The following is a 24429-nucleotide window of genomic DNA, read 5'->3' on the forward strand; positions in this document are numbered from 1 at the left end:
TTTCCGGATAACCGGAAATGCGCTCTGCAACGAAAAAGAATTAAACAGGAGATACCGACCCTAGCGTTTGCCCGGATCGTATGGTTCCCCCAAAGCCTTAGGTGCCGAAGAACGTCCGACTGCACTGACCAGGACGATGATGGTTAGTACATAAGGAATCATGAAAATGAATTCCTGCGGGATACTCTTGGACCATTCAAACAATTGCACATAGTTACGGATGGCCTGGGACAGACCGAAGAATACGGCTGCTCCGAAAGCACCGAGCGGATTCCATTTACCGAAGATCATCGCCGCAATGGCAATGAAGCCTTGTCCGGAGATGGTATTGTGTGCAAATGTACCGGTAGTTGTCAAAGTAATCGTAGCTCCGCCGATACCAGCCAGCAGGCCGCTAAGCATTACACCAATATATCTCATCTTGTTTACATTTACACCAAGTGTATCTGCTGCACTCGGATGTTCACCGACTGCACGCAGACGGAGTCCAAACGGAGTTTTGAACAGGACGAAATAAATAACAACTACCAATATAATCGCTAAGTAGGTCGTTGGATAGGAATTAAAAATCCCTTCTCCGATCACTGGTATCTTGGAAAGCCCGGGAATGGCTACTTTGCTAAAACCGTCGATCAGCGGAGTTTCACCGGATCCGTCGAAGATTAGCTTAACCATGTACAGTGTACTGCCTGCGGCAAGGAAGTTGATGACCGTACCACTTATCGTCTGATCGGCCTTGAAGGTTATCGAAGCCACCGCATGAATCAGTGAACCAATCACACCCACAGCCATGGCACTAAGCACACCAACCCATGGCGCCCATTCACCCATTCCTGCTTCCTGAGCATAGTACCCGCCTACTGCTGCAGCAAATGCACCAAACATCATCAAGCCTTCAAGTCCGATGTTGACGACACCGGATCGTTCAGAGAAGATGCCGCCAAGGGCGGCAAATATAAGCGCCGTGGAAAAAACAAGCGTTGTATTGAGCAGTTGGCCTAAGACTTCCATCTATAACACCTTCTCTTTCTTGCGCTTGAAGTAAAACGGTTTGAGCACCCAGCGTACAATGCCTTGCGCAGCAATGAAGAAAATAATTGAACCGATGACAATACGGATCAGCTCCGGAGGTACATCAGCACCAAAGCTCATCCCTGCAGAACCATACGTAAGCGTACCGTATAGAATAGCAGCGAGAATGACGCCGAGCGGATGAGTCAGCCCGAGCAGAGCCACAGCGATACCATCGAATCCATAACCAGGTGATGCCGCGAATACCGATTGATAATGGAACACACCCAGTACCTCACCAGCTCCCGCCAATCCGGCGAACACACCACTGATGAACATCGCTTTGATCACATTGCGTCCTACATTCATACCTGCATATTCTGCAGCATGCGGGTTTAAACCTACCGCACGCATTTCGTAACCTTGCTTGGTTTTCCACAAATAGACGTAGAAGAATGTAGCTGCTGCAAGGGCAATAACCGTTCCCCAGTGCAGACGGGCATTGTCGAATGTGGAGAACAGGAAGGTCATCGACAGCGATGCCGGGTTATCTTCCGAACGGTTCTGTCCCTGTAAGAGCAGGAAGGTCCGGACAATATAGTTCGACAGGAAGAGCGCAATCCAGTTCAACATGATCGTAGTAATAACTTCGTTGATTCCGCGTTTGGCCTTCAGATAACCGGCAATCCCTGCCCAAAGTCCGCCGCACACACCCGCTGCAATCACCGCAAGAGGTACAAGCAGGAATGCAGGCAATACGCCGCCAAGCTTGATGCCGACTACTGAAGCAGCCGTCATACCAATCATTACCTGACCATCCGCGCCAATGTTAAACATCCCAGAACGGAAAGCAAAGGCTACCGCGAGACCTGTGAACATTAGCGGAGTCATCTCGCGCACAGCTTCACCGAAATCGTATGGACTGCCGAATACGCGTTTGAATAACGCTGAGTAGGCTGCAACCGGATCGTATCCGCCAATCAGCATAACGATAGCGCCGACCAGGAAACCCAACAGAATCGCAATAAGCGGAATAATGTAGGTGTCTGTAGCGAATATTTTTTTGATTCTAGACATCCGCGTGGCCTCCCCGCTTCAAGCTTCCCGCCATCATCAGACCCAGTTCCTGGTCATTCGTATCCTGCGGGAATACTTCTCCGACAATCTGCCCTTCATAAATAACGGCAATTCTGTCGGATACATTCATAATTTCGTCCAGTTCAAAAGAGATCAGCAATACGGCTTTGCCCTGGTCACGCTGGGCAATCAGCTGCTTCTGAACAAATTCAATGGCTCCGACATCAAGGCCGCGTGTAGGCTGTGCTGCAATCAGGAGCGTCGGATTTTTGTCTATTTCCCGCGCAATAATCGCTTTCTGTTGATTACCGCCGGATAATGACCGGGCCTTGTTCTCAATTGAAGGCGTACGCACATCGAATTGCTTCACCAGATCTTCTGCATGCTTGTTGATAACATCCTTATTCAAGAATCCGTTCTGATTGTACGGGCTCTTATAATACGTTTCCAGCACCATATTCTCACTCACGGTGAAATCAAGTACCAGTCCATGCTTGTGCCGGTCTTCCGGGATATGGGAGACATTCATTTCAGACACCTTACGCGGAGAGAGGTTGGTAATTTCCTTGCCCGAAACTGTAATTGAACCGGAATCGATCTTGCGCAAACCGGTAATCGCCTGAATAAGCTCACTTTGTCCGTTGCCGTCGACGCCTGCAATCCCCAGAATCTCGCCCGCTTTCACTTCAAAGCTGAGGCCATTCAGCACAGGGACCCCATCCTTGCTTTTACTTCTGACATCAGACAGCTTCAGGATGCCTTCACCAATATGTGCCGGCTGCTTGTCTACTTTGAAGGTAACACCGCGTCCGACCATTTTTTCGGCCAGCTCGTTCGGATTCGTGCCGGAGGTCTTAACGGTATCAATTACCTTGCCCCGCCGGATAATGGTTACACGGTCGGAAATCTGCATAATTTCTTTCAGCTTATGGGTAATAAGTATAATGGACTTGCCTTCGGCAACGAGCCGCTTCATAATCGCCATCAGTTCAGTAATTTCCTGGGGCGTAAGTACAGCGGTAGGCTCGTCGAATATAAGTATATCCGCTCCGCGGTACAGGGTTTTCATAATCTCTACCCGTTGCTGCATGCCTACCGAAATGTCATGAATTTTGGCATTTGGATTGACTTGAAGACCGTACTGCTCCGATAGCTTACGAACCTGCTCCGCAGCGGATTTATAGTCGATTTTAAGACCTTTTTTCGGTTCCATGCCAAGAACAATGTTCTCGGTTACCGTAAAAGGCTCTACTAGCTTGAAATGTTGGTGAACCATACCAATGCCAAGCTCAATAGCCTTATTGGGGTTATCGATAATAACCGGTTTCCCGTCGATTTCGATGCTGCCTTCATCGGGCTGGTACAGTCCGAATACGATATTCATCAAGGTTGATTTGCCTGCCCCATTCTCACCAAGCAGTGCATGTATCTCGCCTTTTTCCAGCGTCAGACTGATAGAGTCATTCGCGACAATACCGGGAAAGCGTTTTGTGATTTGCTTCAACTCTACGACAGGAGCCGCAGCACTCATGGTATCACCCTCATCACAGAATATATAATACTGCCTTATAGACACGGCTGTACCGCCCTATGCAGGACGGTACCGCTGTGTATACCTATAACAAATGTTGTAACAGAGAACAAGGCCAGCTCAAGTAACCGGCCTTGTTTCTTGATATGGTTAAATCCAGTAAAGGTGATGCAAAGAATTACTCGGAAGGAACAGTGATTGTTCCATCGATGATTTGTTTGCTGTACTCGTCAACTTTAGCCAGGATTTCTGCAGAAACGTTAGCCTTGGATGTTTCAGGAAGGCCTACGCCGTTGTCTTTCAGACTAAGAACAGTTGTAGTGCCGCCTTTGAATGTTCCGTCAACCACTTGTTGGGAAACCTTCTTAACCGCTTCATCAACACGTTTGATCATGGAAGTCAAAGTTACGTCGTCGCCAAATTCCAGGGATTGGTCTTTGTCTACGCCGATAACCCATACTTTAGTACCGCCAGCTTTGTTGCGGGATTTAGCTTCATTGAATACGCCGTTACCTGTAGCGCCGGCAGCCGGGAAGATGATGTCATTGCCTGCATCATACAGGGTTGCAGCCAGGGATTTACCAGTATCAGGCTTGTCATAAGCACCTGCATAAGTAATCTTCACTTCTGCCTTAGGGTTTACAGCTTCTACGCCGGCTTTGAAGCCAACTTCGAAACGCTTGATAACCGGGCTTTCCATACCGCCGATGAAGCCTACTTTGTTAGTTTTGGTTGTCAGACCTGCAACAACACCTACCAGGAAGGATCCTTCGTTCTCAGCAAACGTAACAGATTCAACGTTAGGAGCTTCCACTACGCTGTCAATGATTGCCAGGTTAGCAGTCGGGTTCTCATTAGCAACCTTCAACACTGCATCGCCAAGGTCAAAACCGATACCCCAAGTCAGATCATAGCCGCCTTTAACGAATTGGTTAAGGTTTGGCTCATAGTCTGCATTGGATTTACTTTGCAGGTATTTGATTTCAGCGCCAGATTCTGTTTCCAGAGCCTGCAGGGCTTCCCAAGCGGATTGGTTAAAGGATTTGTCATTAACGCCGCCCACGTCAGTTACGAGACCGAGTTTGACAGCCTTAGGAGCCTCAGTTGCTGCTGGTGCTTCTGTTGCTGCTGCATCTGTCGTTGGTGCAGTAGTTGCTGCTCCAGCATTGGTGTTTGCGTTGTTATTGTTTCCGCATCCTGCCAAAATAACAGTGAATGCCATAACCATAACTAAAGATAGTTGGTAAAACTTCTTCATCGAATGTGATCCCCCTTAGAAAATTGGATGTCTTCTGTGTTCTGCTTGGACATACCATTAGAACAAATTATACCTGCAAAAAAAGCTAAAATCCAGTCTATTAATGACCTCAGGTCAATAATAATTTGCATTTTTCAACAAGAAACCGCTTACCATGACATGGCATGTAACCGCTATGTATGGTAGGTGTCAGGAAACCTCGAAATTCATCTTGTGATACCCGCGCATTAACGTTATTATTGCACAGTGATGGCTTTTCTATTATCATGAATGTTTACATATTGTTCGCAAAGGGAGTTACTGAAATGGATCAAGAAAACAAACCTCAAGTTGTACCGGCCTCTAAATACTGCCACGAATCCCGCGTATTCAAAACCGGCCGTGTCTTCCCGAATGATGTTAACAACCACAAAACATTGTTCGGCGGCAAACTGATGAGCACAATTGATGAAGTTGCCTCTATCTCGGCCATGCGCCACTGCCGTACGAATGTGGTAACCGCCTCCGCTGATTCTGTAGACTTCCTTCTGCCGATCAGGCCAACTGATTCTGTCTGCTTCGAATCCTTCGTCTCCTGGACGGGACGCACCAGCATCGAGGTATTCGTCAAAATCATCTCGGAGAACCTCTATACAGGTGAACGTGCTGTTGCAGCTACATCGTTCCTTACCTTCGTTGCAGTCCATGAAGATGGCACTCCATCCCCTGTTCCGGCCATCATTGCCGAGACTGAGGAAGAGAAGCTGATCTGCCAATCGGCCAACGAGCGTTCGGAGCTGCGCAAGATCAGACGCGCCAGCAGCAAGAAGCTGGCTTCACAGCTTAGCACAACAAAGTACTGGGAATAGCACTCTCCGGAATTCTGTTCCTTCAATATAGCAGGGAGCAGCAGCTCAGCCTTACGGCACAAAAAAGCACCGTCACACGGGACATCCCGCAGGCGGTGCTTTTCGGTTTATATCATTCTTACGCGTTGATCTTCTCTTTGGCAACTACAGCCAGGGAGTTGAATGCGTTCAGATCATTCACTGCCAGATCAGCCAGCATCTTACGGTTCACTTCTACGCCAGCCAATTTCAGGCCGTATACAAGCTTGCTATAGGAAAGACCGTTCAAACGCGCTGCAGCGTTGATACGAACGATCCACAGTCTGCGGAAGTTACGTTTAGTCTGACGACGGTCACGGTAAGCATAAACCATCGATTTCATTACTTGCTCTTTAGCTGTTTTGAAAATGCGGTGCTTGGAACCGAAGTAACCTTTTGCCAGTTTCAATACTTTTTTATGTCTACGACGAACTACAAATCCGCCTTTAACTCTTGCCATATTAATAAACCTCCCAAAAATGTGTAATTAACTATTTCAAGTTAGCAAGTCCTTGTTTCAAACGTCTTACATCCCCAGGGGCCATTACTGGATTGCCGTTCAATACGCGTTTTGCGCGTTTCGATTTGTGGGACAGCAAGTGGTTCTTGTGAGCTTTGTAACGCAATACTTTACCAGTTCCAGTGATCTTAAAGCGGCCTTTCAGGCTGCTATGTGTTTTCATTTTAGGCATGGTGTTTCCTCCTTGAATATTATGCGGCGCCAAATTGCTGTGCAAGTGACTCCAGGATTATTGGGCTTTAGGAGCCAAAATCATAATCATGCTGCGGCCTTCCAGCTTAGGCTGGCGCTCAACAACAGAAATATCTTCCACTTCGTTCTTCACACGCTCCAGGATCTTCTGGCCGATACTCGCATGGGTAATCTCACGTCCGCGGAAACGAACGGAGCACTTCACTTTATCGCCTTCGCCCAGGAACTTGATAACATTGCGGAACTTGGTCTGATAATCATGTTCTTCAATGTTAGCACGGAACCAGACTTCCTTGATATCCACGATCTTCTGGTTCTTGCGCGCTTCCTTCTCTTTCTTCTGCGTTTCATAACGGAACTTGCCGTAATCCATGATGCGGCATACCGGCGGTTTCGCCTGCGGTGCTACATTGACTAAATCAAGATTAAGATCGATCGCCATCTGCAACGCCTCGCGGATCGGTTTGATCCCGATTTGTTCACCTTCTGCTCCAACCAGCCGGACCTCTTTGGCCCGAATTTCATCATTGATCATATGTTCCTTACTGATAATACTCCACCTCCGGATCTTCTTGTAATGCGGTTCTCCATAAAAAAGGGATGCCGGTAACTCCCCGACACCCCGTTTGATCAACGTTCATGAATTATAACCATTCATAAAGCATTGAGATCAAAACCAGTCGGCAATTTAGCCGTTCAGGTGAGAAGCCGGTGCTTCTGCTTGCAATCCCTATGTTTTGCATACTTGAATACTATACAACACTGAGCGAACGGTGTCAATATCTTCCCCAAAAAATACTTAGATAACAATCAGGCATTATACTACACTTGCTTGCTCTGCACTTCCTCAAGCCGCACCACACGCGTGTGCTTGGTATGGCTCCATTGCTTGTTGTTCTGCGTGAAGAACGCGTAGAACGTAATGGGGTACCACGAGAGCAGATAAACCGGGAAGGCCAGGAGGTACAGATATACCTTCTTGAACTTCACCTTCTCCAGCGCCATGGCCAGCAGGAAGGTCAGAATATTGGCGCCAATGGCAAAGTAGCTCAGCCAGAGCGGCAAATGACCGTAAATATTAGCAATGTGCGGACCATCGAACATGGAGTTGTCGATCCACATTACCGCCGTCATCAGGAACGTCAGCAGCACAATGTAGACGTTCGCTCCATAGAGCGCCAAGTCAAACTTCGTCAGGCTGCGTTCTTTGATGCTCTGCCACAGCAAAGGGAAGAAATAACGGCGGGCGACTGTGAAATGCCCCTGCATCCACCGCAGACGCTGTCTGGAGGAAGCCTTGAACGTAAGCGGCTTCTCATCGAAGACTTTGGCATCATAGTTGAATCTTGGATACACACCCTTAGAAGCGCTGCGCATGGTGAATTCCAAATCCTCCACCAGACTTGTGGCCCCCCAGCCCATCTCTTTGAGCAGGTTCGTCTCGAAGCACATGCCTGTTCCGCCGAGGAAGTTGGCCATATTCAGATTATGGCGCGACAGCTGCCAGAGCCGGTTGATGTACCAGTAGGATACGCCGTAAGCAGCGGTAATCCATGAATCCTCCGGATTCTTGGTATCGATATAACCTTGAATTACACGGCCGCCTGAGCATAGATCATTATTCATTTCGGTCAGGAATTCGGTATGCGCGAGGTTGTCGGCATCAAACATCACGACAGCATCATACTGGCGGGGCAGCGCCCACAGCTCCTTGAGCATCCACTCGATAGCATAACCTTTTCCGCGAAGATTCGTGTTGGTACGTACACAGGCATTCATGCCGTGCTCCCGTACGATGGCTGCTGTATTATCCGTACAGTTATCGCAGATGACAAATACATCGTACAGTTCCTGGGGATAATTAAGCTGCTTCAGATTTTCCATTAACGCGCCGACTACTTCTTCCTCGTTGTGCGCGGCAACCAGTACGGCAAATGACTTTTGCGGCGCATACTTAACCTTGTTCTTTTTCTTGTGCAGCCCAAACAGTGAGAATGCAAACTGATAAACTGCAATTGCCGCCAAGATCACTTGGAGCGTAACAAACAATGCGTCTGTCATGATCTTTTGATGCCCCCTTTTCCAAGTCTAGATGTTCTCTTTCTCTCTCAGGCTTGTTAACGTTCTTTCTGACCCTTTTGTTGCATCCCTTACAGCAGACAAGAATTATCCCTTTTTCTCGGGCAGGCTTCCGAATTGTATATAGCCCCGTTCCTAAGATATGAACATGGTATCCGGATCATGGCCGAATCCTTATTTCTCTGTTACCTTATAAACGGGATCTTCCTGCTTGAATCATTGTAGACGCATTGGGGTACACAAGTCAAAACTGGCATTTTTCGAGTGATTCCGAGCTTTTTCTTGAAATGGACTGCCTTAAAAAAGTATGATAAAGACAGCTTCAGGTCTTGGAACCTGCTGCTTAAGCTGCGCCAAATATCTTTAGCCGGACTAACGGAGGGACAAGATATGAGACCTTTTTTCAAGAAACTGCATCTCTTGGAGCGGCTTCTCTTTCAATGGATTAACGGACGGCTGCACAACCGTTTTCTGAACTTCTGGCTCTGGTACCTCACTCATCTCGGAGGAGCTACGAGCTCCATCGGTATCAATATTCTGATCTGGGCACTGTGTCCACAGCCATGGAGAACTACAGGACTGCAGGCACTGACAGCACTGGCTGTAAGCCATCTGCCCGTTGCCGTTGCCAAAAAGCTCTATCCGCGCATGCGGCCTTATCTGGCGCTGCCGGGCACCAATACGTTTCATAATCCGCTTAAGGATCATTCTTTTCCTTCAGGCCATACTACAGCTATCTTCGCCTCTACGGTTCCTTATATGATGGCCTACCCTGCCCTGACCTATATCTTGCTTCCGCTCGCCTGCACGGTCGGCTTCTCCCGGATCTATCTCGGGCTGCATTATCCGTCCGATGTCATCGCTGGTGCGGTAATCGGCTCCGGCGTTGCCGCAGGCACGCTTGCGCTATGGGTCTGACGCCCTCCCGGCTGCGGACCCCTGAATACCACTAAAGAACAGGTGAACTATACATTGCGCAAAAAAAGAGTATTATTGCTGTCGGAAGGTTTCGGCGCAGGGCATACCCAGGCAGCATACGCGCTGTCGAGCAGCCTGCGCAAATTGTCGCCTGATGTGCAGACGAAGGTGCTGGAGCTCGGAAGCTTCCTCAATCCCAAGATGGCGCCGATCATTGTCTCTGCCTACCGCAAAACGGTGATCTCCCAGCCCCGGCTGATGGGCTATGTCTACCGGCACCAGAAATCATTCAATCGTCTTACCACACTTGCCCTGCACCGCATATTTTATACGCATACGCAAAATATTGTGAAGCAGCTGAAGCCGGACATCATCGTCTGCACTCATTTCATTCCCGGCGCTGTGGTTTCCCGGCTGAAACGGCTGGACCCGTCGCTGAAAGCGCCGCTGATCACAGTCATCACGGATTACGACGCCCATGCCAGCTGGATCAGTCCTGAAGTATACCGTTATCTGGTCTCTACACCGGAGGTCAAGGCCAAGCTCCGCCGCCGCAGTGTTGCTGCCGCCAAAATCCGGGTAACCGGTATGCCGGTACATCCCGATTTCTGGGAACATCCCGGCCGGGAAGAGATCCAGAAGCAGTTCAGCCTCCGGAACATGCCTACGGTCATGGTCATGGGCGGCGGCTGGGGCATGATGAACGATGAGGTGGTGAACGAAGCCCTCGCCGGCTGGCGGGAGAAGGTGCAGCTTGTGTTCTGCCTCGGACAGAATGACAAGCTGCTGCGCGGAATGCAGGAAGACCCGCGCTACAGCCACCCCAACATCAAGCTGCTGGGCTTCACCCGTGAAGTCGATAAGCTCATGGAGGTCTCGGACCTGCTGGTCACCAAGCCCGGCGGAATGACCTGCAGCGAAGGATTGGCCAAGGGCATCCCTATGCTCTTCCATTCACCGCTGCCGGGGCAGGAAGAAGAAAACTGCCGTTATTTCACGGCCGCCGGCTTCGGGGAACCGATAAGCTCCCTCGATGTGGTCGACCGTTGGATGGAACGGCTGCTGGGCGACTACGGGGATGTGCGGGCCAAACGCCAAGCCCATCTGGAGGAGATTTCCCGGTTCAACCCGCTGCAAAGCGCCCAGAGCATCATTGACATGCTGGAATAGCCCCCGCATTCTTATAGAACAATGGGACCTAAGGCATACACCTCCTTATATTGGATGATAAACGGCAAATGGCAGCCTGGGAGAATTCCCCGGACTGCCATTTGCACTATACAGCTAATAATGTCGAAAGGACTACAGGCGGTATTTGTCCAGCCGGGAGGCCTGATACTGCTTCAGCGCCTCTTCCCCGACAATGGCCTCGCAGCGCTGAATGTTCACACCGCGTCCGTAAAATTTGGTTTCATATTCCGTCATGACATGCTCTTCATTGATCACGCCGCCTTCATGCAGATCAAGGGAAATGTTCTTCATCTGCAGACCATAGTCGGCAAAAGCATTCAGGGAGAATTCAAACAGGCTGCGGGAATCCGTCTTCAGGTGGATTTCGCCAAGCGGACTAAGCAGCCCGCGGTATTTGTCGAGAAAACGCGGATGCGTCAGACGCCGGCGGGCATGCTTACTCTTCGGCCACGGATCGCTGAAATTCAGGTAGATCCGCTCCAGTTCACCCGGAGCAAATACTTCCTCCGCATAATCGATATTGGCCAGTGCCACTCTGACGTTCGGCGGCGTCTCTTCCCCTGCCGGCTCCCACACATTTCTGGCCTTCTCGGCTGCACGCCGGACCAGTTCATCGTACATATCAACGCCGATAAAATTGATACCGGGATATTTGAAGCTCATCTGGCTGATGAACTGCCCCTTGCCCATTCCGAACTCCACATGAATCGGATGATCATTGCCGAAAAGCTCCGACCAACGGCCCTTCAGGCTGCGTGGATCAAGGATGACCAGGTCAGTCTGCTCCTCAAGGCTTTCACGTATTCCTTTTCTTCCGCGTAAACGCATTAGGTATTCCTCCGCTTATCTCTTATTGCATTATCTGTGAATAGGGAGCTGCGAGGAAATTAGTACCCGCTTTTGTTGACAAAATCTCCACGGTTTTGGGAGTTTTGTCAACAAATTAGCGGTACTTTATTTCGTCGCAGTCTCTAGGATAACTGCCACTTGCAATATTGTGCCGAACTTGCCGTCAAAAGTAAAGGGATTTAAGCAGGAAGCTGAAAATATCCCTGCAAAAATTCAAAAAAAAGGATTCCCCGTCCAGCCTTAAAAAGGCCGGTTGGAAAATCCCTTTTTGTTGTATTTGGAATTGGGGTCCACTTTTCAACAGTACATAGTCTACCTTGCCGGAGCGTTAAAATCAAATGTCTTCTCGAAGGCACTGCGGATCTTGCGCTGCGCTTCGGTCTTAATCTTGTGGTTGCCGTTAAATTCCACGCCTGTCAGGGCAAGGGCCTCATCGGGAGTCAGCTGCACATCAATCGAACCTTTATTATCGGGAAACACCGTTGGAGAATTCATCGTTATCACCTCTATGGTTTATTATGGACCGGACGACACGAAATTATGAATTCAAAAATGTGATTGTGGTTGCTGCAGCGGCTTTTTTACACTTTAAATATAACATATTGTGTAAGCATTTACAAGCGAAATCCCGGCTGTTTCCTGCCTATTTCTAGCTCTTTTCCGCCGGATTTCCGGGAGTAATTGTTACGCTCTTCTTTGATTTTTGATACAATGGGAAGGTTAATGAAAGGAGCTGCACATGTCTAATCTTCTACAGACCTCCTCTCCGCTTCTGTGGGGGGATAAACGGTTCCATACCTGGAACTATGAAATGCGTGATCAGATGGATACCAAGGTGTTCAAGGTCATGCTGGATGCCGGCTTCACCTGTCCAAACCGTGACGGTTCCATCGCCAAAGGAGGCTGCACTTTCTGCAGCGCCAGAGGGTCTGGTGATTTCGCCGGAAGCCGCCGCGATGATCTGGTTACCCAGTTCAACAATGTACGTGACCGCCAGCACTTGAAATGGCCAAACGCCAAATATATCGGCTATTTCCAGGCCTACACTAATACGTACGCTCCCGTTGAGGAGCTAAGGGAATATTATGAGGTTATCCTGCAGCAGCCGGGTGTGGTCGGTCTCGCCATTGCTACCCGGCCGGACTGCCTGCCCGATGATGTGGTCGAATACCTTGCCGATCTGAACAAGCGCACCTATCTGTGGGTGGAGATGGGTCTTCAGACCATCCACCAGTCCACCTCCGATCTGATTAACCGGGCGCATGATACAGCCTGTTATACCGAAGCCGTTGCGAAGCTCCGCCGTCACGGTATCCGGGTCTGCACCCATATCATTCACGGGCTTCCGCAGGAAACGCATGAGATGATGCTGGAGACTGTATCTGCTGTTGCCAACATGGGCGTGCAGGGGATCAAAATCCACCTGCTTCACCTCATGCGCAAAACGCCGATGGTGAAGCAGTACGAAGCCGGCCTGCTGCGATTCCTGGAGCAGGATGAGTATGTGAAGCTGATTGCCGACTCGCTGGAGATTCTGCCGCCGGACATGATTGTCCACCGCCTGACCGGCGATGCTCCGCGTGATTCCCTGGTTGGCCCGATGTGGAGCCTGAAGAAGTGGGAAGTTCTGAATGCCATTGACCACGAGCTGATTGCCCGTGATACCTGGCAGGGTAAGTACTGGAGGAAGGGCTAATGGGCTTCATGTCCGTCCTTAGCTTTGCTCATAAATTAACCGCCGAGCGGCTCGCCCCCGGCGGACGGGCCATTGACGCCACCGTGGGCGCAGGTAGCGACACCCTGTTCCTCGCCAAGGCGGCGGGGCCGCGCGGCGGGGTCTACGGCTTCGACATCCAGCACGCGGCGCTGGCTCTTGCCGGAGAGCGCCTGCGGCTGGCCCGGGAGGAAGCGCCTGCTGCGCTGTCTCCCGTAACGCTGCTGCAGCGGAGCCATGCAGCAATGGCTGAAGCCGTTCCGCCCGATTGGCGCGGAACGGTCTCGGCGGTGATGTTCAACCTCGGCTATCTGCCTGCAGGCGATGCCGATAAGACCATCATCACCGAGCCGGAGAGCACGCTGGCCGCGCTGGAGGCCGCGCTGCTGCTGCTGCGCCCGGGCGGGATCATCACGGCCGTGCTGTATCCCGGCCACGAAGGCGGCGGCCTTGAAGCTGCCGCCGTGGAAGCCTGGGCCGCCGGACTGGCCCAGCCGGACGCGCAATCCATCGTGTACCGCCAGCTGCAGCGCGATTCCGCCCCGTATGTTGTAGCTGTAGAGAAGAAAAAAGGAGCTGATCATTAAATGGCAGTAACCAAAATGGAGCATGTCGGCATTAAAGTGGACATTCTTGAGCGATCACTGCAATTTTACCAGGAGGTCATCGGCTTGACGCTTCAGGGTATTCTGGGCCAGCCTGGAGATGAAGTGCGTCTCGCCTTTCTCAGCTTCCCCGGACAGGCCAGTGTTGAGATTGAACTGATTGAACGGGCATTCGAGGGTCTGCCGCAGGAAGGACGGGTAAGCCATACCGCCTTCACAGTCGATGACATTGAGGAAGAGCACAGAAGACTTGCCGGACTCGGCATCCCGGCACTGACCGGTATTTCAGAGCTCGCGAACGGCAGCCGCTATTTCTTCTTCGAGGGACCGGACAGTGAGAAGCTTGAGTTCTTCCAACCGGCGCATAGTCCTACAAATCCTGCACGAAATACAACATTTTCTTCATAAATAGCGATTCCCATCCAAATTGTTGTACAAAAGGCAGCATTTCTCCTCCTGCAAGTATTTTAGCGGGAAAATTCTTGTATTTTGTACAACAATGCTGCCAATCACCCTGGTATCGCTCAATCAATGTTGTAATAAGTACAACATAACCATGATGCTGCCAATAATGTGTGAGCTTAAGCGTGTCACATATGATCCGGCTTGGTTGACCAGGGTCTGACCAGCGTTTGACCGGTTACTTATTGGGTTATAGTCCGATGTACCGTTTAAATATGAAGTCTTAAACATTCTATAATCAGGAAGGAAGATGTTGTAATGACAAAACCATATCCTCTGAAATTTCAGCCGGAGTTCAAAGAACGTGTCTGGGGAGGCCGTGCGCTGGAGAAATTCGGCCTGGAGCTGCCGGAAGGCCATATCGGCGAAGGCTGGATGATCGCTGACCACCCGAACGGAACCTCTTCTGTTGTGAACGGCGAGCTCGCCGGACTAGGTCTGGATGCCATCCGCGAGCAGTTCGGACATGAATGGTTCGGCAGCAAGGGCATTACGGAAGACGGCGGAAGATTCCCGCTGCTGATCAAGCTGCTCGATTGCAATGACAATCTTTCCGTACAGGTACACCCTACTGATGATTATGCCGGATTACCCAAGGGCGAACTGGGCAAAACAGAAATGTGGTACGTGCTGGATGCCAAGCCGGGCGCCAAAATCATCTACGGTCTGAAAGAAGGCGTAACCCGCGAAGTTCTGCAGGATGCACTTGAGAACGGGACCGTTATGGACAGCCTGCAGGAAGTGACTGTAGCGGCAGGAGATTCTTTCTATATTCCCGCAGGCACCGTTCACGCCTTGTGTGCAGGTGTCGTTGTAGCCGAAATCCAGCAGAACTCCGACACTACATACCGGATTTACGATTACGACCGTCCCGGCCTGGACGGCAAACCGCGCGAGCTGCATATTGAGGATTCCCTGAATGTTACTGCCTATGAAGGTGCAGGCGCGACCTCGATGAAGACAGACGGTGCAGTGGCCGGTGAATGGCTTCAAATCGCCTCCTCCCCTTATTTCATCGTTGAAAAAGGTGTGGTCGCCGGTGAATGGCAGCTTGCCACCACGGACGACAGCTTCACTATTCTGGTGATCTGTGAAGGCAGCGGCCACCTGATCTGGGAAGGCGGCTCCCAGCCTTATGCAGCAGGCGAATGCTACCTGCTCCCGTCCAGCCTCGGCGCCTACAGCATCGAAGGCATGTCCACGGTTCTCCGCTCTTATCTGCCGTAAGCAACCATAACTGGTATACCGGGCAGATTTAGTTTAACGAAGTACTCTTACGCTAGGATTGCTGAATTTAACTTTCAGGAGGACGGCGATGACAGAGAACACTTTTACGATGACCGATCCACTAGGTGTCAAAATCCATGTCTATGAATGGTTGCCGGAAGCTGGAGCTGACGTCAGAGGGATCGTGCAGATCTCTCACGGCATGTGTGAAACGGCTGCGCGTTATGCCCGTTTTGCGTCCGCGCTCACCGCAGCCGGTTATGCGGTGTATGCCAATGACCACCGGGGCCATGGCCTCACCGCCGGCCAAGTCAATCTGCTAGGCGATACCGGGGAGAACGGTTTCTACTGGATGCGCCGCAATCTGCTGCAGCTTGCGGGAATCGCCTGCTCCCGGCATCAGCATGTGCCGATTTACCTGTTCGCCCATAGCATGGGCTCCTTCCTGGCCCAGAAGCTGATGTGCGAAGAAGGTAATGAAATTTACAGCGGCTTCATTCTCAGCGGTACCAACGGTCCGCGGAGCATGCTGCGGCTGGCAGAATCGCTGTCGGCAATGCAGCTAAGGCTGCAGGGAGACCACCATCGCAGCGTATTGTTGAACGGCATTGTCTTTGGCGCTTATAACCGTGCCTTCTCTCCTGTCAGGACCGCCTTTGACTGGCTTAGCAGAGACCCGGTGGAGGTGGACCACTTCATCTCCGACCCGTTCTGCGGGGCGATCTGCACTACCCGCTTCTTCCGGGATTTCTTCCATATGCTGCGGGAGCTTCATACCAGGCCCACCCTGCGAACCTTGTGCAGAGATAAACCTGTCTATCTGTTCGCCGGGGAGAAAGACCCCGTGGGGATGAACGGTCAAGGGGTGAAGCGTCTGGCCGAACTGTACCGCAGGCAGGGAATACAGGACGTAGAGTGCAAGCTGTACCCTGAAGGCAGGCATGAGATGCTGAACGAGGTCAACCGGGATGAGGTCACCGCCGATGTGCTGGACTGGCTTGCCCGCCACCTCCCTGCCGGCTCCATGCGGCTTCAGCCTACGGCGAATTAGCTTCAATGGCGCTTTGACTCTGGCGCCCGGGCTGACCATTCGTGTAATCTGCAGGGGGAAATGCTGAGAAATGTCAGTAGCTTAAATCGAATGTATCCAAAATAAAACGAGGCACCCCGTACCTGACGGAGTGCCTCGTTTTCGGTTATGCTGCCAAAGTTCTGCTGCTACCCAGGGTGTCTCCACCTGATTGACATTGCAGCAGCAACTATTGCTGTATTTTCTGCAGGATCCCCGCGGAATTGCGCATCCCGGTATGAGACTCCCCCTCAAGCTTTAACTGTAAAATGTACAACTAAAACGATCTTTTTCTGCGCAGAAGGAGTTTTAATTGCACTCTATACACTTATAAAATGCTCCTATGCCATAAAAGCGCATTATTCTCTAATTTAATTGTACAGAATACAGTTATCCCTGCTCATCCGGCTTTTCGCCGTATTTTAACTGCACGAAATACAATTATTTGCTAGGCTCTCTGCTTGAGAACGGTATCGGTCATCCCTGATTGGACTTTCTGCAATAGATTCACGAGTCTGATGGCTCTTAAGTTAAGCCGTACTAAACAGATTCTTTTTCCAGGCCAAAATGTTCTGATAATATCTTCACTAAAACCTCTCTGTACACATCTAAATCATATGAAGAATTGTTCACTTTTGTCTTAGCTATATTTACGCCGTTAAAGATCCTTTCTTCCAGTCCCCTTCTTGCCTTAAGCACCTTCAGAGTTCCTTCCAAACCGGTGTAACCCTGTTTTTTGCCAAACCCTTGTTTGGTGTAATAGTCAATAAACCCTTCTGACCATTCCCGGGGTCTTTCTTCAACAGCCTTGCCGAAGGAGTAATCAAGATCGTTCTGGTCAACGTATATCAGAAGCGGATTCAGCGTTTCTACAATGGCTGCCAGTTCAATAACATAACTTGTGACGTCTTCCTTGGCGGCATCATGTTTGATCATTCCCATGGTTACAGGATTCTGTATGAAGCAACAATCAAAAATATAAAGGTCAGCGCCATTTAAGGCACTCTCCGCAAACTGCTTCCATTTTGCCGTAATCAGTTCCCTATTTCGGGGTAGCGGCAATTCATACACATCGTGCTTCACCAAAGTATCCAGCATTTCATTTGGAATACTTGAACCGTGTGCATTGATTAGTTTCCGGTATTCCACGAAATAACTATTCCCTTGATTCCATGTATATGGGCTTAATAAATCCCTAAACTCCTCATAGGCGCTCAATAGATCATCGTATTCAACTTCATCTAGACAAGCGACTCCATCATAATCAGCAGGATGATCCAAATTTCCTTCAAGGAATAGCCTGGCCTTAAGATTTCTCTCTGTAAGAATTTCATGTACCAGCTGAGCCGCGGTTGATTTCCCGGAGCCTGGTAAGCCCTCGATTAAGATCAATTTAGTTTGCATATAGTAGTTCCTCCATTCATTTTTAGGAGGATAGGCAGGTAAGAATCAAGGGAGATGCGTTATTCCCGTAAAAATAAAGCGGATACCCAAAGGTATCCGCAGAAGTGGCTTTATGACACACCTTATCCTGCATACCCTGTAAGATTAAAAAAAGACATGCCTAATACAATAGTGCGTTCACTATTACAGGCATTCTTTAGACTTGTTAATCTTTACAGAGTTATCCACATGATACGGTTTATGCTCCTTTATAGGCATCTCATTCCTGATATTAACACCGGATACCACCAATTACAATTGCGTTGTTTCTATTACAGCCTGCGTTTTATTATATCCGGTAATCGAAGCATGCGGAATTTCTTCCACCTCTCCTACTAGGGTACGAAAAGCCATGCCGTGTCCGGTAATGATCACTTTTTTATATCCGAGATATCTGTCAATTACCTTCTCAATGCGGTTCTTCAGCAGTTCTTTGGACTCCCAAAGCTTGGTTCCCCCAGGAGGATACACTCCATGATTAGTATCATAATCGTTCCCCAGCTCTGCAAGCCGCTCCAGGGAATCATATTCGAAGGTTAAGTCAGGCTGCCATTCCCTTAAATCCAATTCAACCTTTATGTCTAAACCGAGTTCCTTGGATAAAATAGCGGCCGTTTGAAGGGCTCTCGTGTAGGGAGAAGAGACAATCACTTCTGCTTCTTTTAAACGCTCATCCTTTGCTGTCCAATATACCTGGTTCACTCCTGCTTCCGTAAGAGGTACCAGATCCCGGCCATGGCCCTTTAATTTGTACTGCTCATTGATGTTCCACTCGGGTTCCCCATGGCGAATGAGATAAAACTGTGTCATTGAAATCCCCCTGCCTCTTTTTGGTACTAAATCTATTCGCTCCTCCTACTACACAATCCTACCCGGTCGAATTTCTTAATGGAAGCCTGCCACGCTCTTCATATCGCATCTGCTGAAGTAGTAGATCGTCATGAACACAGCAAAAAGCCGAAGCTTCACTGCCCCCATGGGACAACCGTAAGCTCCGGCCATTTCGACTTCCATTTCCGCGTCTTATTCAAGTAGACATCCTCGCTGATCAGCGCCTTGTTCGGCCTCAGGACTAATTGAAACAGATCTTCCAGACCGAACGGTGCGTATACCTGCCACTCCCCCTCGCTGCTGAGTCTCGCCCCCAGCGATGTGACCGTTGTCGGCCAGCTGTTAATTGCATCTTCCAGGGAAGCGTAGGGTACCAGCTCTACACCGAACTTATCACGGTACCACAGATGAACCCGGGCCTGGTTCTTGAGATCCACCGGAATAGAAATACCTGCAAACAGCTCACGTCCGTTGGCGATCATCCGGTCCTCCGCAGCATAGCTCAAATCATGCCCATCGTAGTAGATTATATCAATATCACCAATTCCGTAATCCGGATCCCGCCCGGTAAGCTCGTTCCACACCGACTGAACCAGACACCCTGCTCCAATATAATAAGGAAAAGGTGCCAGCCCTTGCGCACGCTTGAAAATATCCATCAGCAGCGCACTGCGGGAGAACAGCTCCGTCAGACGATTGTGAAGGATCTCCCCCTCATCCATGGGCAGCCGGAGCCACGGGCTCAGTAGCCAGCTCATATTGTAAAATCAGCTGCGGCCCTTTGCTCCCGCTGCGCCGCAGCCCGTAATCCTGAAACCCTGCCCGGGCGTATAGCTGTCCGGCAGGGATGTTGCGCTCATTAACGGCCAGCACAATCTGCTGTGCTTCCGGGTAATGGCGGCGGACGAAATCAGGCAGCAGGGCCATCGCTGCTTTGGCGAAGCCCTGTCCCTGGCAGGCAAAATCCATCAGAAAGGCGCGCAGAAGCACTGCGCCGGAGTAGTCTTGGAAGAAGTCTGCGATACCTTCGCCTGTATGAAGAACGAAGAAGCCTACCGCCCGGTCTCCCTGGGCAATGACGACTCCCATTTTGCCGGCATCCGTGCAGGCATCCTGCAGCGTCTGCTCCGGCAGTCCGGTAAATTCCGCCTGCTCCGGAGGAAGCTGAAAGCTCAGCAACTGGTCCTTGAATGTCTCCTCATGCTTCTCTTCATACCTGAACAATGTAATGCGCTGATCCAGCCTCATCCTTACATCCCTCCCCCAAACAGCATCTTTCCCATGAGCCAAACTTAAGCTGTTTACTATTACTTTTCTTGAAATGCTGCCCAAAATACAACATTTCCCTGATAATACTGGCCTCAATCCAGAATTGTTGTATAGAATGCAGCATTTCTCCTCTTCCAGAGCACTTACGGGGAAAATTCTTGTATTTCATACAACAATCCGCCTGAACACCCTGGTATTTAGGAATCCGAGTTGCAAAACGTACAACATTTATGCCGATACAAGCGCGAACTTAAAAAGTTTAATTCTGCCAGCAACGAATCCGGGAATCAGTATGAGGAGTCGGGCAATTCCGGCTTGTCCCATAGCCGAAGCGATTGATCAGTTACTTGTTTGATTGGGTTGTAGTCCCCAGTGCGGGTTATATAGCCGCAAGTTTATGCTGATTCAGCATCTGGCTTCCCGCTATATAGGCAGCGTGTAATACTGCGCCCGCTGGCTCTCGTCCTGCTGATAGAGCACGATCAGCAGCGTATTGCCGCCACTGGAACCGGGATGCGCATTCGTCACAGCCGGCACTATGTCCCCGGCCACAGCTACCGCCGCATTCTCTGCCGCTTCTGCTACGGCCGTACTGCCCGCCCCTTTATCCGCATGGCTGCCTGCTATGTCCGTTGCAGCTCCCGCCCGTTTATCCGCGAGGCCACCTGCTGTTTCTGTTGCAGCTCCCGCTCCCGGCTTGCTATCCGCGCTGTCCGCTGAACTCTCAAGCGTGCCAGCGTTTTCGCCTTCAGCACCAGCCAAGCCGTCAAATCGCAGCCCGCTGATCGAATCCAGCACCGGCTCCAGCCGGAACGGCAGGACATCCAGTACGATGTACTTCTGCAGCTCACGCTCACTTAAGCCCGCCTCGGCCAGCTTGGCCGATATCAGCTCCGGCTGCCCGGCAATCTGTTTCAGGTATTTGGCCCACTCTGACTTGCCCATCACCTCATCCCACCAGATTTTGCGCGGCTTGTACTTGTGGCCGAGGAAATAATCCAGCTTCATCAGTCCGGTGATGATGTCCATGGACGCCGTCCCCCGGTCCGTGAGGAAATTATGCAGCCGGGTGAACAGATCCTCGAGCTGATGCCCGATCTTCTGCCAGCCCCTCGCTTCCCAGTAGTCGCCGAATTCCTGGAAGAAATCGAATGGTGACGGGAAGACATGGCGGATCAGATATTTGACCGAATGAGCCAGGCGCTGGCTGTTCCAGTACTTCTCCAGCACGTCCTCCAGCCGCTTCAGCCGGATAATGTCAGAGAACGGCATGACATGGCTGCTGAGAATTTCGTACGGCGCATGCTCCATGTACGTATAGTCGTATTTGGCTGCCTGGGAGCGCAGCCCGGTGCCGCGGAGCATTTTGAGGAAACCCAGCTGCAGCTCCTCCGGCTCCATGGCGAATACATCATTGAAGGTCTTGCGGAAGGTCGAGTAATCCTCCATCGGCAGTCCGGCAATCAAATCGAGATGCTGGTCGATATTGCCGCTGGCCTTGATCTTCATTACCGTGCGGGACAGCTTCGTGAAGTTCTGGCGGCGTTTGACCAGTTCGTTGGTCTCATCATTGGTCGACTGCACACCGATCTCGAAGCGGAAAACTCCGGGCGGCGCATTCTGCGCCAGGAAATCCAGCACCTCCGGACGCATAATATCCGCTGTAATCTCGAATTGGAACACACAGCCCTGATGATTGTCGATCAGGAACTGGAACATCTCCATCGCATAATTGCGGTTGATATTGAAGGTGCGGTCGAGGAATTTGATCACCTTGGCCCCGCCTTCAATCAGATAGAGCAGATCGGATTTCACCCGTTCAATATCGTAATAACGCACGCCTACCTCGATGCTGGACAGGCAGAACTGGCAATTGAAGGGACAACCCCGGCTTGTCTCAAAATACACAATCCGCTTGCTGAGCTCCGGCAGATCCTCCGCGAAACGGTGGGGCGTCGGCAGGGTATTAAGGTCGCTTTTGGGACGCGGCGGGTTGACAATCAGTTCCTCCCCCTTGCGGTAGGCAGCGCCGTATACGAAATGATACTTGTGCTCATCCCGGATCTCCTGCAGCAGATGATGGAAGGTCTCCTCCCCGTCCCCGTTGACTACGAAGTCGATTCCGGCTTCCCGTTTCATCCAGTACAGCGGCTCATAAGACACCTCCGGCCCGCCAAGTACGATCTTCACCTCCGGCATCACCTGCTTGAGGATCGCGACCAGCTTGACCGTTTCTTCGATGTTCCAGATATAACAGGAGAAGCCGATCACATCCGGCTGCTTCTGGAAAAGGTCCGACACGATATTCATCAAGGGATCTTTGATGGTGTATTCCGCCAAAAGGATATCTTCGAATTCATGCTCGCTGTACGCCTTCAGAAGCCGGATCGCCAGCGACGTATGAATATATTTGGCATTTAATGTGGCCAGGATGATTCTCATGCCTTATAACCTTCTTTACATTTCATTTTGAAAAAACTCCAGGAATGCCTTGCCGTATTTACGGTACTTCACTTCGCCGACACCCTTCACCCTCAGCATCTCCGCTTCCGTCTGCGGGCAAACCACGCTCATCTCGCGCAGCGTCGCATCATTGAAAATGATGTAGGACGGCACATGCTCGCGCCCCGCCAGCTCGCGGCGGATCAGGCGCAGCTGCTCGAAGACCGTCTCGTTGACGGCCGACGGCGAATGGTCGCGCGTACGGCTGCGGTCCCGCGTGCCGGAGGTGACAAGCGTGCGGGCCACGCGCTGGTGGACCTCACGCTGGCCGCGCAGCACCTCGGCTGCCAGCGGCTGCAGCCGCACGACCGGATACTGGCCTTCGGACAAGGCCAGATAACCCTCCGAGATCAGCACATTGATGCTCTCGGTAATTTCCTTCTCGCTGCGGCCGGACATCGCCCCGTGGGTCGGCAGCTTCTCGAAGCCGTACTGCAGCACCTTCTGATTGCGTGAGCCCTTCAGCACTGAGGATACCAGCGCCACCCCGTAGCGTTCACGCATGCGGTGGATGCAGGAGAAGATCTTCTGCGCATCCACCGTCATGTCTACCAGCTGCCGTTCATCGGTGCAGGAGCTGCAGATGCCGCACGGATCATCGTCATGATTCTCGCCGAAATAATCCAGCTGTGCACTGCGCAGGCAACGGGTGGTGTAGCAGTAATCAATCATCTGCTGCAGCTTGCGGTATTCGTTGGCTTTGCGCTCTGTGTCCTGCGGATTCTGCTCAATCAGGAACTTCTGCGTCATAATATCCTGCGCACTGAAGAGCAGAATACAGTCACTCGGCTCCCCGTCGCGGCCGGCACGTCCGGCCTCCTGGACATAAGCCTCCATATTCTTCGGCATATTGTAGTGAATGACATAACGAACGTTAGATTTGTCGATCCCCATCCCAAAAGCATTCGTGGCAACCATGACGCGGATATCGTCATACAGGAACCCTTCCTGGCTCTCGGCCCGTTCCTGGTCGCTCATCCCGGCATGGTAGCGGCCGGCGGCGACTCCCGTCGCCTGCAGCCGCTGATAGAGATCATCCACCTCTTTGCGGGTGGCGGCATAGACGATACCCGGCTGATGCGAATGCTGCGCCGTGTAGTCCAGTACGAATTCACGCTTATTCTCTCCGCGCAGCACTTGCATGGCCAGATTATCACGGCCAAGTCCTGTCATGAAGACGCCCGGATCGCGCAGACGCAGCAGCCGGACCATATCCTCCATAACCTCAGGTGTAGCGGTAGCGGTAAAAGCAGCCAGAATCGGCCGCTGCGGCAGCTCCTCTACAAACGGCGACACCGCCAGATAGCTGGTACGGAAATCATGGCCCCACTGCGATACGCAGTGCGCTTCATCGACAGCCACGCAGGAGATCGACAGCCCTGCCATCTCCAGGCGGAACCAGTCCAGCTCCAGACGTTCCGGCGCCACATAGAGCAGCTTCAGCTCGCCCCGGCGGGCGGCGCGGATCCGGTCATTCACTTCCTTGCCGCTTAAGGTGCTGTTGATATAGGCAGCCGGAATCCCGGCAGTAGTAAGGGCGTCCACCTGATCCTTCATCAGCGAGATCAGCGGGGATACAACAAGTGTAAGTCCCGGCAGCAGCAGTGCCGGAACCTGATAGCAGATCGATTTACCGCCTCCGGTAGGCAGGATGCCCAGCGTATCGCGGCCTTCGAGCAGATTGTTCACAATTTTCTTCTGGCCTTCCCGGAAATCGGGATACCCGTAATATTTTTGCAGTTCAGCCTGCGCTTGCTCCATTAGTGATCCTTGCATCTTCATATCTCTTCTGACTCCTTAAGACTTTCTACCTTT

24 protein-coding genes are annotated in these 24429 nt (G+C 51.2%); 8 read left to right on the plus strand and 16 right to left on the minus strand.

Annotation, left to right across the window (positions count from 1 at the left end; all coding sequences use genetic code 11):
- Positions 1–60: 60 nt before the first annotated feature.
- The 4 genes from NYE33_RS32760 to NYE33_RS32775 all read right to left on the minus strand — a co-directional run bounded on the left by NYE33_RS32760 (position 61) and on the right by NYE33_RS32775 (position 4877).
- Complete coding sequence (locus NYE33_RS32760; RefSeq protein ID WP_042134484.1) at positions 61–1011, minus strand: ABC transporter permease; 951 nt, start codon at positions 1009–1011, stop codon at positions 61–63.
- Entirely contained in the window at positions 1012–2088 is a 1077-nt protein-coding gene (locus tag NYE33_RS32765) for an ABC transporter permease (RefSeq protein ID WP_039301514.1), read from the minus strand.
- Positions 2081–3619 carry an ABC transporter ATP-binding protein gene (locus NYE33_RS32770; protein ID WP_341069482.1) on the minus strand — a complete coding sequence of 513 codons (1539 nt, stop codon included), beginning with the start codon at positions 3617–3619 and terminating at the stop codon, positions 2081–2083. Before NYE33_RS32770 ends, NYE33_RS32765 begins: the two co-directional genes overlap by 8 nt.
- 178 nt (positions 3620–3797) lie before the next feature.
- Positions 3798–4877: a BMP family lipoprotein gene (locus tag NYE33_RS32775; protein WP_042134482.1), complete on the minus strand. Its 1080-nt coding sequence runs from the start codon at positions 4875–4877 to the stop codon at positions 3798–3800.
- A 305-nt stretch (positions 4878–5182) separates the two neighbouring features.
- Between NYE33_RS32775 and NYE33_RS32780 the strand changes: the two genes are divergently transcribed.
- A complete protein-coding gene (locus NYE33_RS32780; protein ID WP_039301523.1) occupies positions 5183–5725 on the plus strand; it encodes an acyl-CoA thioesterase in 543 nt (180 codons plus the stop codon).
- Between the two features lie 118 nt (positions 5726–5843).
- Here the strand turns inward: NYE33_RS32780 and rplT are convergent, their stop codons facing one another.
- The 4 genes from rplT to NYE33_RS32800 all read right to left on the minus strand — a co-directional run bounded on the left by rplT (position 5844) and on the right by NYE33_RS32800 (position 8516).
- Positions 5844–6203 (minus strand): 50S ribosomal protein L20, encoded by a 360-nt coding sequence (gene rplT, locus NYE33_RS32785; RefSeq protein ID WP_036649386.1) that lies wholly within the window; start codon positions 6201–6203, stop codon positions 5844–5846.
- A 31-nt stretch (positions 6204–6234) separates the two neighbouring features.
- Complete coding sequence (rpmI, locus tag NYE33_RS32790) at positions 6235–6435, minus strand: 50S ribosomal protein L35 (RefSeq protein WP_036696104.1); 201 nt, start codon at positions 6433–6435, stop codon at positions 6235–6237.
- 57 nt (positions 6436–6492) lie between these two features.
- Positions 6493–6990, minus strand: a complete 498-nt coding sequence (gene infC / locus NYE33_RS32795; protein ID WP_039301536.1) for a translation initiation factor IF-3 — start codon at positions 6988–6990, stop codon at positions 6493–6495.
- Between the two features lie 287 nt (positions 6991–7277).
- Positions 7278–8516: a glycosyltransferase family 2 protein gene (locus NYE33_RS32800; RefSeq protein ID WP_042134481.1), complete on the minus strand. Its 1239-nt coding sequence runs from the start codon at positions 8514–8516 to the stop codon at positions 7278–7280.
- A gap of 408 nt (positions 8517–8924) precedes the next feature.
- On the opposite strand from NYE33_RS32800, the gene NYE33_RS32805 reads away from it, so the two are divergent.
- A complete protein-coding gene (locus NYE33_RS32805) occupies positions 8925–9452 on the plus strand; it encodes a phosphatase PAP2 family protein (protein ID WP_039301542.1) in 528 nt (175 codons plus the stop codon).
- 54 nt (positions 9453–9506) lie between these two features.
- Positions 9507–10622 (plus strand): MGDG synthase family glycosyltransferase, encoded by a 1116-nt coding sequence (locus tag NYE33_RS32810; protein ID WP_341070079.1) that lies wholly within the window; start codon positions 9507–9509, stop codon positions 10620–10622.
- Positions 10623–10754: 132 nt separating this feature from the next.
- Here NYE33_RS32810 and trmB read toward each other — a convergent pair whose 3' ends face one another.
- Together trmB and NYE33_RS32820 are read right to left on the minus strand one after the other, a co-directional pair.
- Positions 10755–11471, minus strand: a complete 717-nt coding sequence (gene trmB, locus NYE33_RS32815) for a tRNA (guanosine(46)-N7)-methyltransferase TrmB (RefSeq protein ID WP_042134479.1) — start codon at positions 11469–11471, stop codon at positions 10755–10757.
- Positions 11472–11804: 333 nt separating this feature from the next.
- Complete coding sequence (locus tag NYE33_RS32820; protein WP_039301551.1) at positions 11805–11987, minus strand: hypothetical protein; 183 nt, start codon at positions 11985–11987, stop codon at positions 11805–11807.
- Between the two features lie 244 nt (positions 11988–12231).
- Between NYE33_RS32820 and NYE33_RS32825 the strand changes: the two genes are divergently transcribed.
- From NYE33_RS32825 to NYE33_RS32845, 5 genes are all read left to right on the plus strand, one after another.
- On the plus strand, positions 12232–13188 hold the full coding sequence (locus tag NYE33_RS32825) for a TIGR01212 family radical SAM protein (RefSeq protein WP_039301554.1): 957 nt from the start codon (positions 12232–12234) through the stop codon (positions 13186–13188).
- On the plus strand, positions 13188–13793 hold the full coding sequence (locus NYE33_RS32830) for a tRNA (mnm(5)s(2)U34)-methyltransferase (RefSeq protein ID WP_341069485.1): 606 nt from the start codon (positions 13188–13190) through the stop codon (positions 13791–13793). Before NYE33_RS32825 ends, NYE33_RS32830 begins: the two co-directional genes overlap by 1 nt.
- A complete protein-coding gene (locus NYE33_RS32835; RefSeq protein ID WP_336102975.1) occupies positions 13794–14219 on the plus strand; it encodes a VOC family protein in 426 nt (141 codons plus the stop codon). It abuts the gene before it with no gap.
- A 312-nt stretch (positions 14220–14531) separates the two neighbouring features.
- Positions 14532–15500 carry a type I phosphomannose isomerase catalytic subunit gene (locus NYE33_RS32840; RefSeq protein WP_341069487.1) on the plus strand — a complete coding sequence of 323 codons (969 nt, stop codon included), beginning with the start codon at positions 14532–14534 and terminating at the stop codon, positions 15498–15500.
- 88 nt (positions 15501–15588) lie between these two features.
- A complete protein-coding gene (locus NYE33_RS32845) occupies positions 15589–16551 on the plus strand; it encodes an alpha/beta hydrolase (protein WP_341069489.1) in 963 nt (320 codons plus the stop codon).
- Between the two features lie 558 nt (positions 16552–17109).
- On the opposite strand, the gene NYE33_RS32850 is transcribed toward NYE33_RS32845, so the two are convergent.
- The 6 genes from NYE33_RS32850 to recQ form a co-directional block, all read right to left on the minus strand.
- Positions 17110–17973 (minus strand): hypothetical protein, encoded by an 864-nt coding sequence (locus tag NYE33_RS32850; RefSeq protein WP_341069492.1) that lies wholly within the window; start codon positions 17971–17973, stop codon positions 17110–17112.
- Positions 17974–18264: 291 nt separating this feature from the next.
- Positions 18265–18822, minus strand: a complete 558-nt coding sequence (locus tag NYE33_RS32855) for a histidine phosphatase family protein (RefSeq protein ID WP_341069494.1) — start codon at positions 18820–18822, stop codon at positions 18265–18267.
- Between the two features lie 155 nt (positions 18823–18977).
- Complete coding sequence (locus tag NYE33_RS32860; protein ID WP_341069495.1) at positions 18978–19601, minus strand: nucleotidyltransferase family protein; 624 nt, start codon at positions 19599–19601, stop codon at positions 18978–18980.
- Positions 19558–20091 carry a GNAT family N-acetyltransferase gene (locus NYE33_RS32865; RefSeq protein ID WP_340947508.1) on the minus strand — a complete coding sequence of 178 codons (534 nt, stop codon included), beginning with the start codon at positions 20089–20091 and terminating at the stop codon, positions 19558–19560. The genes NYE33_RS32860 and NYE33_RS32865 overlap by 44 nt, the downstream gene beginning before the upstream one ends.
- A 444-nt stretch (positions 20092–20535) precedes the next feature.
- The gene (locus tag NYE33_RS32870) at positions 20536–22554 is read right to left on the minus strand and encodes a B12-binding domain-containing radical SAM protein (RefSeq protein ID WP_341069499.1); all 2019 of its coding nucleotides are present in this window, start codon (positions 22552–22554) and stop codon (positions 20536–20538) included.
- Positions 22555–22569: 15 nt separating this feature from the next.
- Complete coding sequence (recQ, locus tag NYE33_RS32875; RefSeq protein ID WP_039299916.1) at positions 22570–24396, minus strand: DNA helicase RecQ; 1827 nt, start codon at positions 24394–24396, stop codon at positions 22570–22572.
- Between the last annotated feature and the right edge of the window lie 33 nt (positions 24397–24429).

The organism is Paenibacillus sp. FSL R10-2199 (assembly GCF_038000235.1).
Lineage (GTDB): Bacteria > Bacillota > Bacilli > Paenibacillales > Paenibacillaceae > Paenibacillus_AQ > Paenibacillus_AQ phytohabitans.

Bases quoted from the DNA above. Each gene is read 5' to 3' on its own strand.
- NYE33_RS32870 (WP_341069499.1), bottom strand. From the start codon at position 22,554: ATGAGAATCATCCTGGCCACATTAAATGCCAAATATATTCATACGTCG.
- rplT (WP_036649386.1), bottom strand. From the start codon at position 6,203: ATGGCAAGAGTTAAAGGCGGATTTGTAGTTCGTCGTAGACATAAAAAA.
- rpmI (WP_036696104.1), bottom strand. From the start codon at position 6,435: ATGCCTAAAATGAAAACACATAGCAGCCTGAAAGGCCGCTTTAAGATC.
- NYE33_RS32860 (WP_341069495.1), bottom strand. From the start codon at position 19,601: ATGAGCTGGCTACTGAGCCCGTGGCTCCGGCTGCCCATGGATGAGGGG.
- NYE33_RS32840 (WP_341069487.1), top strand. From the start codon at position 14,532: ATGACAAAACCATATCCTCTGAAATTTCAGCCGGAGTTCAAAGAACGT.
- NYE33_RS32865 (WP_340947508.1), bottom strand. From the start codon at position 20,091: ATGAGGCTGGATCAGCGCATTACATTGTTCAGGTATGAAGAGAAGCAT.
- NYE33_RS32820 (WP_039301551.1), bottom strand. From the start codon at position 11,987: ATGAATTCTCCAACGGTGTTTCCCGATAATAAAGGTTCGATTGATGTG.
- NYE33_RS32800 (WP_042134481.1), bottom strand. From the start codon at position 8,516: ATGACAGACGCATTGTTTGTTACGCTCCAAGTGATCTTGGCGGCAATT.
- NYE33_RS32765 (WP_039301514.1), bottom strand. From the start codon at position 2,088: ATGTCTAGAATCAAAAAAATATTCGCTACAGACACCTACATTATTCCG.
- NYE33_RS32760 (WP_042134484.1), bottom strand. From the start codon at position 1,011: ATGGAAGTCTTAGGCCAACTGCTCAATACAACGCTTGTTTTTTCCACG.
- NYE33_RS32805 (WP_039301542.1), top strand. From the start codon at position 8,925: ATGAGACCTTTTTTCAAGAAACTGCATCTCTTGGAGCGGCTTCTCTTT.
- NYE33_RS32825 (WP_039301554.1), top strand. From the start codon at position 12,232: ATGTCTAATCTTCTACAGACCTCCTCTCCGCTTCTGTGGGGGGATAAA.
- recQ (WP_039299916.1), bottom strand. From the start codon at position 24,396: ATGAAGATGCAAGGATCACTAATGGAGCAAGCGCAGGCTGAACTGCAA.
- NYE33_RS32855 (WP_341069494.1), bottom strand. From the start codon at position 18,822: ATGACACAGTTTTATCTCATTCGCCATGGGGAACCCGAGTGGAACATC.
- infC (WP_039301536.1), bottom strand. From the start codon at position 6,990: ATGATCAATGATGAAATTCGGGCCAAAGAGGTCCGGCTGGTTGGAGCA.
- NYE33_RS32770 (WP_341069482.1), bottom strand. From the start codon at position 3,619: ATGAGTGCTGCGGCTCCTGTCGTAGAGTTGAAGCAAATCACAAAACGC.
- NYE33_RS32780 (WP_039301523.1), top strand. From the start codon at position 5,183: ATGGATCAAGAAAACAAACCTCAAGTTGTACCGGCCTCTAAATACTGC.
- NYE33_RS32850 (WP_341069492.1), bottom strand. From the start codon at position 17,973: ATGCAAACTAAATTGATCTTAATCGAGGGCTTACCAGGCTCCGGGAAA.
- NYE33_RS32775 (WP_042134482.1), bottom strand. From the start codon at position 4,877: ATGAAGAAGTTTTACCAACTATCTTTAGTTATGGTTATGGCATTCACT.
- NYE33_RS32845 (WP_341069489.1), top strand. From the start codon at position 15,589: ATGACAGAGAACACTTTTACGATGACCGATCCACTAGGTGTCAAAATC.
- NYE33_RS32830 (WP_341069485.1), top strand. From the start codon at position 13,188: ATGGGCTTCATGTCCGTCCTTAGCTTTGCTCATAAATTAACCGCCGAG.
- NYE33_RS32835 (WP_336102975.1), top strand. From the start codon at position 13,794: ATGGCAGTAACCAAAATGGAGCATGTCGGCATTAAAGTGGACATTCTT.
- trmB (WP_042134479.1), bottom strand. From the start codon at position 11,471: ATGCGTTTACGCGGAAGAAAAGGAATACGTGAAAGCCTTGAGGAGCAG.